This window comes from Halocynthiibacter sp. C4 (genome assembly GCF_028823805.1).
Taxonomy (GTDB): Bacteria; Pseudomonadota; Alphaproteobacteria; order Rhodobacterales; family Rhodobacteraceae; genus Falsihalocynthiibacter; species Falsihalocynthiibacter halioticoli.
The window spans coordinates 1366891-1379845 of sequence record NZ_JAPEIE010000001.1; the positions used below are offsets into that span (position 1 = coordinate 1366891).

Below are 12955 nucleotides of genomic sequence, written 5' to 3' on the forward strand. Positions count from 1 at the left end.
GGCTTCAGCTTGGTGGTTTTTGTGTGAGATGGCCGAGCATCGCATCCATACTCAAAAGATAGCCCGCAGACCCAAAGCCGCAAATCTGGCCAAGCGCAACAGGCGCAATATGCGAGACATGACGGAAACTTTCTCGCGCGTGGATATTTGAGAGATGCAACTCGATCACCGGAAGCTCGACGGAAGAGATCGCGTCACGCAGCGCAACCGACGTATGCGTATAGGCACCAGCGTTAAGGATGATCCCAGCATGCGTTCCGCGCGCTTCATGAATTAGATCAACCAGTGTGCCTTCATGATTGGATTGCGCAAATGCAAGCTCAATGCCGAGATCAGCAGCTTTGTCACGGCAACGCGCTTCGATGTCCGCGAGAGTTTCGGAGCCATAGACTTCGGGTTGGCGTGTGCCGAGCAAGTTCAGGTTCGGGCCGTTGAGTATGAGAATAGAGTGCATGGTGTCCAACTTTTTGCCTGACGTTAGACTGTATGGATCGTGATTGTCGAATGAATTCTATATGTTGCGCATAAAAGCGAATGAGTGTGGTATCGTAGATATTCCTAGGCTTCGTGTGGTTTTTATTACCATAATACCGATTATGCGACTAACGGGCGTGTCTAGTAGCGCTGCCTATCCGATAACTGAGACACATATCCACATACGTCACTCAAGACAGATTTGTTTTTAATTGTAGTCATTTAAACTGCGCACTTAACTTGAATTGCGACCGCGCCAACAAAAATAGACAAAGCGTTAAGAGTTTTGCGCAAAGCTTCGAGCGATTGTTACCACTCGTTTAATTCCTCATGGCTGAACAAAACAGAAAACGCAGTTTATGAATAAACCCTATCAGAGTGACCGTTACCGCGTGTTGATCGTTGATGACAGCGTGGTTGTACGCATGGTGCTGAGTAAGCTTCTGTCGGCAGATCCGATGCTTGAAGTGGTTGGCGCCGCCAAAGATGCTCGAGAAGCGCGCGATCTTGTCCGAAGGCTCAATCCGGACGTGATAACACTTGATGTGGAAATGCCAGAGATTGATGGGTTATCGTTTCTGCGCGTTTTGATGAAACACCACCCTCTTCCTGTTGTCATGTGTTCATCTCTTGTTGGACGTGGTTCCGACATCCTCATACAGGCGCTTGAAGCTGGAGCGTTGGATGCAATCGAAAAACCCAAAATGGGTGCCAGAGAGTTCTTTTTGGAAGCGCAAACACAGATTTGCGATACGGTCAGAGGCGCGGCCATGGCGCGAATTCCAGTGGCCGGTAAACGTCAGGAAAGACGCCGTAGGCCAAGAGATGTTGAGTATGCGGCACCAAGCCCTGGTAATAAACTGACGGCCGATGCCGTCTTGCCCCCTCGCCCGTTAGTTGCTTCACAAATCGCAAAACATCCGAAAATCATTGCAATTGGTGCATCAACCGGTGGTCCTGAGGCGTTGCGAAAATTCCTTGAGACCATGCCTGAAAACACGCCACCAATCGTTGTTGTGCAGCATATGCCCGAAGCATTTACCGGTGCTTTCGCCAATCGATTGAACAAATACTGTAAGGTTGAAGTCGTCGAGGCACAGCATGGGATGGCTTTGACGTCCGGAACCACTTTCATTGCGCCCGGAGGCAAGCATCTTGCGGTCAAACGATCCGAAAATGTGAACCGTCTACAATTGCTCGATGGTCCGCTCGTCGCGCGGCATCGACCTTCTGCAGATGTATTGTTTCGATCGGTCGCGCAACAGTACGGCGCCTCGAGTTGTGGTGTGCTGTTAACAGGTATGGGCGATGACGGTGCGCAAGGTCTGTGTGAACTCCGCCAAACCGGCGCTGTTACTTACGGACAAAGCGAAGAAAGCTGTGTGGTTTATGGCATGCCCAAGGTTGCCAAACAGCTTGGCGGTGTGGCACATGAATTGCCGCTGATGGAAATACCTGCGGCAATTCAAGACGTATTAAACTCTTAAAAACAAATAATTACAATAAGTTAACCGAGGGCGTAGCCTGCCCCGCGTACTGTTCTGATCAGATCTTCGCCGCCCGATTTTGAAAGAGCTTTTCGCAAGCGGCCAACATGCACATCAACCGTTCGTGTATCGACGTAAATATCACGCCCCCACACCCGATCCAAAAGCTGATCGCGGCTGTACACACGACCAGGTTTTTCCATAAACGTTGCCAACAGGCGAAATTCCGTTGGGCCGAGTTTAACGGGCTCTTCTCCTCGGAACACTTTATGGCTTTCGCTATCAAGTGTGATGTCGTCAAACTCCAATGTTTGGCCAACGGTGGACGGTCGTGAACGCTTTAGCTGCGTCCGAACGCGCGCCATCAATTCCGCAACGGAATATGGTTTCACCACATAATCGTCTGCGCCAGTTTCCAAGCCTCGGACCCGATCAATCTCTTCACTGCGTGCAGAAAGCATAATCACCGGAATCGCACGTGTTTCACCACGAGACTTCAGGCGACGGCAAATCTCGATGCCGGAGACATTGGGCAGCATCCAGTCGAGCAAAACCAGATCTGGTAGCTCTTCGCGGACCATCAATAACGCTTCTTCGCCGTCGGCCGCGCGCAAAACATGATACCCTTCGGCTTCGAGGTTATAAGCCAGAACTTCGCGCTGCGCAGGTTCATCTTCTACAAGTAAAACTGTGGGCTTAGGATTTGCCATGGTTTTTATTCCATTGTTTCAAATGTATAGCTGGTGTCGTCACCCTTCGGGCGCTCTTCGTCCGGGATTTCTCCGGTGACATTATAAATCACCTGCTCTGCAATCGAAGTTGCATGGTCGCCCATACGCTCGATGTTTTTCGCGATGAAGTGTAGGTGCATACATGCAGAAATGTTGCGCGGGTCTTCCATCATAAAGGTCAGGAATTCGCGGAACAACGCATTGTACATCTGGTCGACTTCTTCGTCGCGATCTCTGACATCGATTGCAAGTTCCACGTCCCCTTGAACAAATGCATCAAGCGCGTCGTGCAGCATGTTTTCGACTTGCCGCCCCATTCTGCGCAATGCGCCCGGGGCGCCTTCTATCACGGGCATCTGCACAAGTGCCGAGGTCCGTTTGCCGAGGTTCTTGGCATAATCCCCTACCCGCTCAAGGTTTCCGGCGAGTTTCATCACGGTCAGGATGGTGCGCAAATCGCTCGCTGCGGGCGCGCGGATTGCAATCACGCGGGCGGCTTCGATATTGACTTGTTCTTCAAGCGCGTCAATTGCCGCGTCATTCTTGCGAACTTGTTCGGCAAGCTCCACGTCGCGGGTTTCTAGCGCCTTGGTCGCATCGGAGATCGCAACCTCAACAAGGCCGCCCATTTTCATGATAAGTGCTTGAATTCCTTCAAGATCACGGTCAAATGCGGAAAGAATATGTGGGTCGTTCATTGGGTCCTCCTAGCCGATCCGGCCAGTGATATAGCTCTCGGTGCGGGGGTCGGTCGGATTGGTGAATACGTGGTCCGTATCCCCGAGTTCGACAAGATTACCGAGGTGGAAAAATGCGGTTTGCTGGCTGACGCGCGCGGCCTGTTGCATGGAGTGCGTCACGATCACAACCGAGAAATTGGTCCGCAACCCGTCGATCAACTCCTCGACTTGCGCGGTGGCGATTGGGTCAAGTGCGGAGCATGGCTCGTCCATCAACAAAACCTCGGGGCTTGTCGCGATGGCGCGGGCGATACATAGGCGCTGCTGCTGACCGCCCGAAAGGCCGGTGCCGGGGGCTTGCAGACGGTCTTTCACTTCGTCCCAAAGTGCGGCTTTGCGAAGGCTGTCTTCGACAATCCCGTCAAGATCAGCTTTCTTGGACGCAAGGCCATGGATGCGCGGGCCATAGGCCACATTGTCATAGATCGATTTCGGGAACGGGTTTGGTTTTTGAAACACCATCCCGACCTTGGCCCGAAGCTGAACAGGGTCCACTTTCGGGTCGTAAATATCCTCGTTATCAAGCAGGATACGCCCCTCAACGCGACAGATATCGATCGTGTCATTCATGCGGTTTAGGCACCGAAGAAATGTTGATTTCCCGCAACCCGATGGGCCGATGAACGCGGTAACTGTGCGCGATTTGATGTCTATGTTTACATCTTTGATCGCGCGCGTGTCTCCGTAGTAAACGTTGACGTTGTTTGCGGCGATTTTGGTTTTTTCGTCCGTCACGGCGCGGTTCTCCAATTGAATATCTTTCATGTCTAACCTCTTACCAGCGGCGTTCAAAGCGGCGACGCAGCATGACGGCGATCGCATTCATTACAATGAGGAACAACAGGAGAATGATAATCGCCCCCGATGCCCGTTCGACGAAGGCCGGATCGGCCCGTTGTGTCCAGTTATATATCTGAACAGGAAGTGCGGTTGCCGGATCAAACAGCCCTTCGGGCGGCCCGGCAGGATACTCGCGTACAAATGCAACCATCCCGATCAGCAAAAGCGGCGCGGTTTCGCCAAGGGCTTGAGCAAGGCCGATGATGGTTCCGGTCAGAATGCCCGGCGCGGCGAGCGGCAGGACATGGTGGAACACGGCCTGCATTTTACTTGCGCCAACGCCGAGGGCCGCATCGCGGATGCTCGGCGGTACGGATTTGAGGCTGACGCGCGTGGCGATAATAATCGTCGGGAGCGTCATGAGCGTCAGCACAAGCCCCCCAACGATGGGGGCGGATTGTGGCAGGCCAGCGAAATTGATGAAGATCGCAAGACCAAGAATACCGAACACAATCGAAGGCACAGCGGCAAGGTTGCTGATATTAACTTCGATCAGGTCGGTCCAGCGGTTGGTTGGTGCGAATTCCTCAAGATAAATACTCGCGGTTACCCCAATCGGCAGTGCCAGCAAAAGAACCACACCCATCATGTAAAGGCTTCCGAGGATCGCCACACCAAGGCCTGCGGCCTCAGGGCGTTGGTCGGAGGCGTCTGGCGCGGTTAGGAAACCGATGTTAAAGCGTGTTTCCAACGCGCCAGCGTCTTCGAGCGCTAGAGCGGCGTTCAGCTGAGCAGGCGAGACGTTTTTATCAAGCTCAGCACTCGCAAAATCAACGCGGCCTTTGAAGAATCCATCAATCCGACCGTTCGCCAATACCTCGAAGGGGATTGTCTGGCCGATAAGGTTCGGGTTGGCCAACACATGATTGCGCAACTGTGCGGCGGCTTCTTTGGAGATCATATTACCGACCTCCTTTTTCTCGATATCGGTTACGCCGAGTTCTTCAAGCTTCGCCATCAACCCGTCACGCAAGAGCGGCGCGTAAGTTACTGTGGTGGCCTTTTTCATGACCTCCGGATCGCGAACGCCAGATTTATCAAGTTTGTTTTCGGGCAACGTGACATCGATCTGGATGAACGTTTGTTTGAAAGCAGAGGCACCGTTATTTAAGATCGAGCCAACCAGCAGGACCAGAGCCAGAAGCCCCGCAAAAATCGCGGCGAGCCCATAGGCGCGGAAGCGTTTCTCTGCGGCGTTGCGTTTAAGTGTGCGCGCATCGGCAACCATGATTGAGGTTGACGCGGCAGTCGATGGGGCGGTCATTCGTATTGCTCCCGGTATTTGCGCACGATGTAAAGCGCGAGCACGTTGAGGCAGAGGGTAAAGGCAAAGAGCGTGAGGCCGAGCGCAAAAGCGACGAGCGTTTCGGGGCTGGCAAAATCGGTGTCGCCGGTAAGCTGGCTCACAATTTTCACGGTGACGGTTGTCATGGCTTCAAACGGATTGAGCGAGAGTTTGGCGGCGGCCCCCGCCCCCATGACCACGATCATGGTTTCGCCGATGGCACGGCTTGCCGCAAGGAGCACGGCGCCAACGATACCAGGCAGAGCAGCAGGCAAAACAACCTGTTTGATGGTTTCGGATTGAGTGGCCCCAAGGCCAAGCGAGGCGTCGCGCATAGTTTGGGGAACGGCATTGAGAATGTCATCGGAGAGCGAGCTTACGAAGGGAATGAGCATGATGCCCATCACGATCCCCGCAGTCATCACCGAGCTGGCGCTTTCGCCAAACCCGAGCGGCTGCGCAAAGTAATCACGTAGGAGTGGGCCGACTGTCACCAGCGCGAACAGGCCGTAAACGATGGTCGGGATGCCAGCGAGCACTTCGATCATCGGCTTGGCCACAGCGCGCAGCTTTGGACCAGCATACTCAGACATATAGATCGCGGCAAAGAGACCAATCGGAACAGCGAAAATCAACGCGATAAAACTGATGTAAAGCGTGCCCCACAGAAGCGGCAGAATACCAAGGTCACTGCCTCCACGGAAGTTTGGCGCCCAATTGGTTCCAAAGAAGAATTGAAATGCTGGGTATTGGGCGAAGAAATTGCGGCTTTCGAAAAGCATGGAGGCAACAATGCCGATCGTTGTAAATACAGCGATCGAAGCCGATAGGATCAGCAGCCCTTTAACAACGCGTTCAACCGTATTGCGGGCGCGAAATTCCTTGTCGGTTACACGGAGCGCGAGAAGCAACGCCAAGACGCTTGCAGCAAGAACAGCGACACCACGCCAGAAGCGGCTTTTTTCCGCCTTGGCACGATAGCTCTCGGCAGCATTCATTGTGGCGGTGTCTGGTGCGGAGCCGAGTGCGATGCCAACTGCGCCGAGTTGCTTGGCAATTTCCTCTGGGGTGCCTTCGAAATTATAGGATGCGTCTTTGGAAATCCGGCCTTGCGCCACCGCTTGATCAAGCCCATTGGCGATGCGCTTAACGTCGTTGAGCGCAAGATCAGCGCTTGTCTCGGAAGTCGGTAGGAGGCTCGCAACTGAGGAATTGATCATCGCTGGGCTTAGAACAGACCATAGAGCCAGAACGATCACCGCCGGCAGCAAAGCCGCCGTAGAAACAAACGCACCGTAATGTTTCGGCAAGGAATGCAGAACCCTTATGTCTCCGCCACCTGAAGCGATGGCCCGCGTGCGACCAGCAAAAAAACCGACCAGTGACAAGCCGAGAACCGCGATGAAAATCCAGAGAACGGACATTGGGAACCTTTGAGATAAAGAGGTGATGCCGCGCCCATCCGAGGCGCGACATCAGTGTTTGAAGTGGGATTACATGCCCAATGTGTTTTGCGAGGCAACGAGCTCTTGAGTTGCTTCAAGCTCTGGGTCAGCCACGAGGCCGTACTCGGCAAGTGGACCATCAGGACCAGCGATCTCTTCGGATACGAAGAACTCGGCATATTCCTGAAGACCAGGGATTACGCCGATGTGCGCTTTTTTCACGTAGAAGAACAATGGGCGGGATACAGGGTATTCGCCGGAGGCAATGCTCTCTGTGGATGGTGTTACGCCAGACATTGTCGCGACTTGCAGCTTGTCTGTGTTGTTCTCGTAGAACGCCAGACCAAACACGCCGATACCGTCTTTGTTGCTTTCGATGCGAGCGAGTGTCTCTGTGTAGTCACCGTCGATATCAACAGAAACGCCGTCTGTGCGCAGTGCGATACAGGCTTTCTCAGCGGCTTTTTTGTCGTCGCCATTTGCAGCCTTGAAGAGATCAAAAGCGCCAGTGGCTTCACAACCAGCGAGGATCACTTTGTCTTCGAAAACTTCGCGGGTTCCGTGCTTGGTTCCTGGAACGAATGCTGCAATCGGCTGTGCTGGGAAGTTGGCGTTTACGTCGGCCCAAGTCTTGTTCGGGTTGTCAACGAGCGCACCGTCAACAGCAACTTTGTCCGAAAGCGCGAGGAACCAGTCTTCTGGAGTGAATTCGAAGCTCTCGCCGTTGATGTCAGAGGCAAATACGATGCCGTCATAACCGATCTGAACTTCGATGATGTCTGTTACACCATTTTCTGCACAGGCTTTGATTTCGCTGTCTTTGATTTTGCGGGATGCGTTGGCAACGTCGATTGTGCCTTCACCAAGACCTTCGCAGAATTTCTTAAGACCAGCAGAAGAACCGCCGGATTCAACAACCGGTGTCGGGAAATCAAAGTTCTCGCCGAAAGCTTCAGCTACGATGGCAGCGTAAGGAAGCACAGTGGAAGAACCGGCAACTTGTACTTGATCGCGGGCAGAAGCAGCAGTTGCGGCAACTGTCATGGCAAGTGCGGAAACACTCAGTTTAGCAAAAGACATATGAACTCCTAATGTCATTAATGGATCCAAGAGCGGACCCTCGACGCGAGGTCTAGGCTTCGTCGGCTATGCTTTTGTGACAGTCATGTAACAGGTTTATGACAATGCTGGATTTTGTCGGAAAAAAAGGCGTCAGATCGGCAGATAAACCGAGAAACAGGAGCCTTTACCCAGTTCAGATGTAATTTTAAGGCGCCCGCGATGGCGATTTATGATGTGTTTTACAATTGCGAGGCCCAGTCCTGTACCGCCCAATTCGCGGGAACGATGCCCGTCGATCCTGTAAAATCTTTCGGTCAGACGCGGAATATGCAGCGGATCTATCCCCTCGCCCGCGTCTCGCACATCAATACGCACCGCTGGGCCACGCAATGGCATGTCTTTCTCGATCTGTGTCATATCTATCCAGATATCGCCACCACTGCTGCCGTACTTGATGGCGTTTTCGATCAGGTTCAAAAAAACTTGCTGCAATTGGTCCCAATCGCCAGGCACACGCAGATCGTCAACTGGCGGTGTGAAATGAACACTGACTTTGCTTGTTTCAATTGTTGGACGCAGTGTCCGCAGGCATGTGTTGAGCAACCCGACGATATCTTGTTTGTCGTTCGGGCGCATCCGCTCTTCGCTTTCAACGCGAGAGAGCGACAACAAATCCTCGACCAACCGGTTCATACGGGTGGCTTCATGCTCCATTATACTTAGAAAACGGTCCCGCGCTTCCGAATCGTCCTTGGCCGGACCACGCAGTGTTTCAATAAAACCAAGTACTGCAGTAAGCGGCGTGCGCAACTCATGCGACACATTTGCAACAAAGTCGCGACGCATCTGCCCTGCTTCCTCAAACACACTGATGTCTTGGAAACTTATCAGAATGCCTTTACGTTCCCTAACGTCAACTTGTGTACACGTGGCTTCATAGCGGGTGGTATGAGTTGAGCGCATTTTCTCGAAGACCGGCTTTCGCGTGACTCCGTCCGTCATGCATTTGGCGACTGAATCCAGCAGAACTGGTTGACGTAAAACGGTAATATAATGCCGTCCCTCGCCCGCTTTGCCGAAAATTTCGCATGCAGCGTCATTCATGGAAATGATGGTTTCCGATGGATCGATCAGCATTGATGCGAGTGGAAATGCGGAAATAAGATTATCAAAGTGGCGGTCGGTCATGGAGAGAATCCTGTGCCTAAAATCGCTCGAAACATGCTGAATTCGAAACAGATTGTAAATCACGCCGTTGTTACAAAGCGATTTACCACCGCCGCTCTTCGCCCTATAGTTTAGTTGTAAGTGATAAATACCGCAGTTTCAGTCGCTTAGAATTGCGCGTGTTTTGGATAATAAAGCGAAGACCATGGACAGTTCTGGTTGTGAGTAAACAAGAAAAAATCGGTGTGAACCCGAGCCGCGAACCTTTAACTCTGATTGTTGGAGATGCCGCAGCATGGTTATCAGCGGGGCGGAGCCTTCCGGACGACAAAGGGCTCCACTACACGAGCTATGAAGACCTAAGCAAAGATCTTCTGGATGATATTAATCCTGACATCGTTTTGGCGCCGCTTCTCGGCCAAGGTTTCGATGCGATGGACCTTGCAATCCAGCTCGATATCTTCGGCTATAAAGGAAGATTCCGTGCGCTAAGCCCAGACCTTCCAAACCCGAAATTGATACTCAAAGAGGTTAAATCTTTGTGTCCTAAGATCGATTTCGATCTGTTTATCGTTGATGATAGCGCAGATAGGCGTATGAATTAATCTATATAATTCAGATATTTACTCGTCTATCTTATTCAAGCCTTCGCGAAAGCGACGCATATTGGCTTGATAACCAAGTGCACTTTTTCGGTTGGCCTCAATCGCGGCCTCATCCAGATCACGAACCACTTTCCCTGGCATGCCCATGACCAGCGATCCGTCTGGAATGACCTTGCCTTCGGTGATTAACGCCCCTGCCCCAATCAGACAATTCTTGCCGATCTTTGCGCCGTTTAGAATGATTGCGCCCATGCCGACGAGTGTGTTTTCTCCAATTTCGCAACCGTGAAGCATAACTTTGTGCCCGATGGTGCATCCGGCTCCAACGGTAAGTGGAAACCCCATATCTGTGTGCAGCACGCAGTTTTCCTGAACGTTACTTCCGGCACCAATGGTAATTTTCTCGTTGTCACCGCGCAGTGTTGAACCGAACCAGACGGAGGCATCCTCTGCAATCTCTATGTCGCCAATCACGTTGGCATCGGGTGCTACCCATCCATTTTTGTGCACAACCGGACGGCGAGTTCCTAAAGCATAGAGAGTCATTTCATTGCCTCGAATTCTGCGTTGAGTCCACGCACTAAATCGTTCAATCCGGTTTGGCGGCTACGGCGTAAGCGTTCTGCTATCACGATGGCTTTTACCTCTGCCTCGGCCTGATCAACATCTTCGTTTACCAGCACAAAATCATATTCCGCCCAGTGGCTGATCTCGTCACGGCTCCGCGACATGCGCCCTTCGATAATTTCGTCACTATCTTGATTGCGGCAACGAAGCCTGCGCTCCAGCTCTGCAATCGAAGGCGGCAATACGAAGACCGAAACTACATCATCACCTTGCATGGAATTGCGGATTTGCTGCCCGCCCTGCCAATCAATATCGAACAGCACATCATGGCCAGCATCGAGCGCTTCGCCGACCTTTTTCTTGGGCGAGCCATAGAAATTTCCGAAAACTTCGGCGTGTTCGAGCATCTCGTCGTTCTCGACCATTTCCTGAAATTCTTCACGTGTATGGAAATAGTATTCGCGACCGTGCTCTTCGCCTTCTCGCGGTTTGCGCGTGGTTGCGGAGACTGAAAACTGGATGCTTGGGTCCCATGCCATCAACCGCTTTGCCAAGGTTGATTTTCCTGCGCCTGAGGGTGAGGACAAGATGATCAGGATCCCACGGCGGGATTGTTTGGACAGTTCGGCCATGACTACTCCACGTTTTGCACTTGCTCGCGCATCTGATCGATCACAGCCTTCAGGTCAAGCCCGATCCGCGTCAATTCTGTAAACTGCGACTTGGAGCACAGTGTATTGGCCTCGCGGTTAAATTCCTGCGTCAAGAAATCCATCTTGCGTCCGATCGGCTTGGACTGGGCCAGAAGGTCGCGGGCCGCTGAAATATGCGCGTGCAGTCTGTCAATCTCTTCGGTGACATCGGCTTTCACCGCCAGCAAGGCGAGTTCCTGCGCTACTCGATCCGCAGAGGCGCCATCGGTATTGTCCATCACGCGCGCTAGATTTGTTTTGAGCGTCTCGGCGACATGCGGTTTGCGGGCCTCGGCGGCTTTTGCGGCGGCATCCGTAAGGGTTTCGATCTCGTCAATCTGAGCGGAAAGAATAGCCTCAAGCGATGCGCCCTCTTTTGCGCGCATCTGTGCAAACTGGTCTAGGACACCGTCAAAATTGGTTAACAAAGCGGCTTTAAGGGCCGTGATATCATCCGGTTCTTGGGAGGTTTTCTGAACACCTCGGATGCCAAGAATCTCGGCCGCTGATGTCGGCGTTAAGGTTAACGAATGTGCCGCCGCGCGGTTCTCAATCTCGTTTAAGGCGGTAAGAACGCCATCAAGTGCAGCACCGTCAAGGGCGAGTTGTCCTTCCTCTTCGCGACGTCCGATTTTCAAGCTGATCTGGAGGCTTCCGCGGGCAAAGGATTTGTTGGCTTTAGCCTTAATTTCTTGCTCTAACCCGGTAATCCAATCCGGCATACGGAGGCGCACATCCAGCCCCCTCGCATTGACGCCGCGCATGTCCCAAACCCACTCGTGCTGCCCATGCTCACCCGTAAGGGTTGCAAAGCCTGTCATCGAATTAACCATATTGCCTGAAATCTCCCCCAAACGGTCCTGACCGGCCTATACTCGTGCCAGTATTTTGGTTTGTTTTGTTGTTCTGCCGGAAGGTTAACAGAGCCCATGGCGCGGAACAACAATCCCCAGAGGCCAATTTCTGTTCCGTCGTGAATGTCAGGACAGTCGCGGTGCAAATACTGGGGAGTTTTGGTACGAGTGTTAAGTAAAAGGACGATCTTATGTCTTTTGGTTCAGATGAAAATTCGGATAGCCGCGATCATCGCAATCCGGCGGAAAATGTTGTTCGTTTTGCCGATCTACGCAGGCGCATGACAGACCCCGCGATCACCGAAGTGCGCGCCTATTGGGAAGGGTTAAGACAGGGGCAAACCGTTCCGCGTCGAAGTGATGTGGATCCGCGTGGCATTCAGAATGCATTGGAATACGCATTTATTCTTGAACGGATCGCGCCGCGTGTTGCGCGGATACGGGTTGCGGGTTCGCATCTGACCGATCTTTTGGGCATGGAAGTCCGTGGCATGCCCTTCACGTCTTTTTTCACACCTTCCGCCCGCGCTGAAATGTCCTGCGCGTTGGAATATGTGTTTGAAGGGCCGCGCATCGTCGAGCTAACGGCTTCGGCGGAGCGTGGCATTGGTCGGCCACCACTCACTGCGCGGATTGTTCTCTTGCCGTTGAAGTCTGATCTTGGTGATGTGAGCCGCGCGATGGGGGTGTTGGTGACCCGCGGCAAAATTGGCCGCACACCGCGACGGTTTGTAATAGACGCGGTCGAGACACATGTCATTGATGGCTCTGTATCAACGGCGCAATCGGATGCGGGTTATCGTGCGGGGCGCGATGTTTTTGATCCTAAACCAGAACCAGAGCGCCCAGTTGCCTTTTCCGAACCGTCCGTTCCGTTTGAACGCAGCCACACATCATCTGTCTCCGGCACGTCTAATAAACGTCGGCGCAAACCATTTTTGCGGCTGCTCACGTTCAACGATTAGTATAGCTCAACAGCGCAAGAAAATGCCCCCGCAAACATCGG

General features: G+C 52.8%; 14 protein-coding genes. 3 read left to right on the forward strand and 11 right to left on the reverse strand.

What is annotated here, in order from left to right; genetic code table 11:
* Nucleotides 1-4 precede the first annotated feature (4 nt).
* Complete coding sequence (gene aroQ / locus OU789_RS06630) at nucleotides 5-454, reverse strand: type II 3-dehydroquinate dehydratase (protein ID WP_274654311.1); 450 nt, start codon at nucleotides 452-454, stop codon at nucleotides 5-7.
* Between the two features lie 379 nt (nucleotides 455-833).
* Between aroQ and OU789_RS06635 the strand changes: the two genes are divergently transcribed.
* Nucleotides 834-1961, forward strand: coding sequence for a protein-glutamate methylesterase/protein-glutamine glutaminase (locus OU789_RS06635; RefSeq protein WP_274654313.1), 1128 nt, complete (start codon nucleotides 834-836; stop codon nucleotides 1959-1961).
* Between the two features lie 20 nt (nucleotides 1962-1981).
* Here OU789_RS06635 and phoB read toward each other — a convergent pair whose 3' ends face one another.
* The 7 genes from phoB to OU789_RS06670 form a co-directional block, all read right to left on the reverse strand.
* Entirely contained in the window at nucleotides 1982-2671 is a 690-nt protein-coding gene (gene phoB, locus OU789_RS06640; protein WP_274654314.1) for a phosphate regulon transcriptional regulator PhoB, read from the reverse strand.
* 5 nt (nucleotides 2672-2676) lie between these two features.
* Nucleotides 2677-3390 (reverse strand): phosphate signaling complex protein PhoU, encoded by a 714-nt coding sequence (gene phoU, locus OU789_RS06645; RefSeq protein WP_274654316.1) that lies wholly within the window; start codon nucleotides 3388-3390, stop codon nucleotides 2677-2679.
* A 9-nt stretch (nucleotides 3391-3399) separates the two neighbouring features.
* A complete protein-coding gene (pstB, locus tag OU789_RS06650) occupies nucleotides 3400-4197 on the reverse strand; it encodes a phosphate ABC transporter ATP-binding protein PstB (RefSeq protein WP_274654318.1) in 798 nt (265 codons plus the stop codon).
* A gap of 10 nt (nucleotides 4198-4207) precedes the next feature.
* Nucleotides 4208-5536, reverse strand: coding sequence for a phosphate ABC transporter permease PstA (gene pstA, locus OU789_RS06655; protein WP_274654320.1), 1329 nt, complete (start codon nucleotides 5534-5536; stop codon nucleotides 4208-4210).
* Nucleotides 5533-6981, reverse strand: coding sequence for a phosphate ABC transporter permease subunit PstC (pstC, locus tag OU789_RS06660; RefSeq protein WP_274654322.1), 1449 nt, complete (start codon nucleotides 6979-6981; stop codon nucleotides 5533-5535). Before pstC ends, pstA begins: the two co-directional genes overlap by 4 nt.
* A 69-nt stretch (nucleotides 6982-7050) precedes the next feature.
* Entirely contained in the window at nucleotides 7051-8082 is a 1032-nt protein-coding gene (locus tag OU789_RS06665) for a substrate-binding domain-containing protein (RefSeq protein ID WP_274654324.1), read from the reverse strand.
* Nucleotides 8083-8214: 132 nt separating this feature from the next.
* Nucleotides 8215-9252, reverse strand: coding sequence for a sensor histidine kinase (locus OU789_RS06670; protein WP_274654326.1), 1038 nt, complete (start codon nucleotides 9250-9252; stop codon nucleotides 8215-8217).
* Nucleotides 9253-9452: 200 nt separating this feature from the next.
* On the opposite strand from OU789_RS06670, the gene OU789_RS06675 reads away from it, so the two are divergent.
* Nucleotides 9453-9836: a hypothetical protein gene (locus OU789_RS06675; RefSeq protein ID WP_263953168.1), complete on the forward strand. Its 384-nt coding sequence runs from the start codon at nucleotides 9453-9455 to the stop codon at nucleotides 9834-9836.
* An 18-nt stretch (nucleotides 9837-9854) separates the two neighbouring features.
* On the opposite strand, the gene OU789_RS06680 is transcribed toward OU789_RS06675, so the two are convergent.
* The 3 genes from OU789_RS06680 to OU789_RS06690 are packed head-to-tail and all read right to left on the reverse strand — an operon-like array spanning nucleotide 9855 to nucleotide 11916.
* Entirely contained in the window at nucleotides 9855-10382 is a 528-nt protein-coding gene (locus tag OU789_RS06680) for a gamma carbonic anhydrase family protein (protein WP_274654329.1), read from the reverse strand.
* A complete protein-coding gene (gene gmk / locus OU789_RS06685; RefSeq protein ID WP_274654331.1) occupies nucleotides 10379-11035 on the reverse strand; it encodes a guanylate kinase in 657 nt (218 codons plus the stop codon). The genes OU789_RS06680 and gmk overlap by 4 nt, the downstream gene beginning before the upstream one ends.
* A 2-nt stretch (nucleotides 11036-11037) precedes the next feature.
* A complete protein-coding gene (locus tag OU789_RS06690; protein WP_274654333.1) occupies nucleotides 11038-11916 on the reverse strand; it encodes a YicC/YloC family endoribonuclease in 879 nt (292 codons plus the stop codon).
* 224 nt (nucleotides 11917-12140) lie between these two features.
* On the opposite strand from OU789_RS06690, the gene OU789_RS06695 reads away from it, so the two are divergent.
* Nucleotides 12141-12914 carry a PAS domain-containing protein gene (locus OU789_RS06695; RefSeq protein ID WP_274654335.1) on the forward strand — a complete coding sequence of 258 codons (774 nt, stop codon included), beginning with the start codon at nucleotides 12141-12143 and terminating at the stop codon, nucleotides 12912-12914.
* Nucleotides 12915-12955 lie beyond the last annotated feature (41 nt).

Bases quoted from the DNA above. Each gene is read 5' to 3' on its own strand.
- phoU (WP_274654316.1), bottom strand. From the start codon at position 3,390: ATGAACGACCCACATATTCTTTCCGCATTTGACCGTGATCTTGAAGGA.
- pstA (WP_274654320.1), bottom strand. From the start codon at position 5,536: ATGACCGCCCCATCGACTGCCGCGTCAACCTCAATCATGGTTGCCGAT.
- OU789_RS06695 (WP_274654335.1), top strand. From the start codon at position 12,141: ATGTCTTTTGGTTCAGATGAAAATTCGGATAGCCGCGATCATCGCAAT.
- gmk (WP_274654331.1), bottom strand. From the start codon at position 11,035: ATGGCCGAACTGTCCAAACAATCCCGCCGTGGGATCCTGATCATCTTG.
- pstC (WP_274654322.1), bottom strand. From the start codon at position 6,981: ATGTCCGTTCTCTGGATTTTCATCGCGGTTCTCGGCTTGTCACTGGTC.
- OU789_RS06670 (WP_274654326.1), bottom strand. From the start codon at position 9,252: ATGACCGACCGCCACTTTGATAATCTTATTTCCGCATTTCCACTCGCA.
- pstB (WP_274654318.1), bottom strand. From the start codon at position 4,197: ATGAAAGATATTCAATTGGAGAACCGCGCCGTGACGGACGAAAAAACC.
- OU789_RS06690 (WP_274654333.1), bottom strand. From the start codon at position 11,916: ATGACAGGCTTTGCAACCCTTACGGGTGAGCATGGGCAGCACGAGTGG.
- phoB (WP_274654314.1), bottom strand. From the start codon at position 2,671: ATGGCAAATCCTAAGCCCACAGTTTTACTTGTAGAAGATGAACCTGCG.
- OU789_RS06665 (WP_274654324.1), bottom strand. From the start codon at position 8,082: ATGTCTTTTGCTAAACTGAGTGTTTCCGCACTTGCCATGACAGTTGCC.
- OU789_RS06680 (WP_274654329.1), bottom strand. From the start codon at position 10,382: ATGACTCTCTATGCTTTAGGAACTCGCCGTCCGGTTGTGCACAAAAAT.
- aroQ (WP_274654311.1), bottom strand. From the start codon at position 454: ATGCACTCTATTCTCATACTCAACGGCCCGAACCTGAACTTGCTCGGC.
- OU789_RS06635 (WP_274654313.1), top strand. From the start codon at position 834: ATGAATAAACCCTATCAGAGTGACCGTTACCGCGTGTTGATCGTTGAT.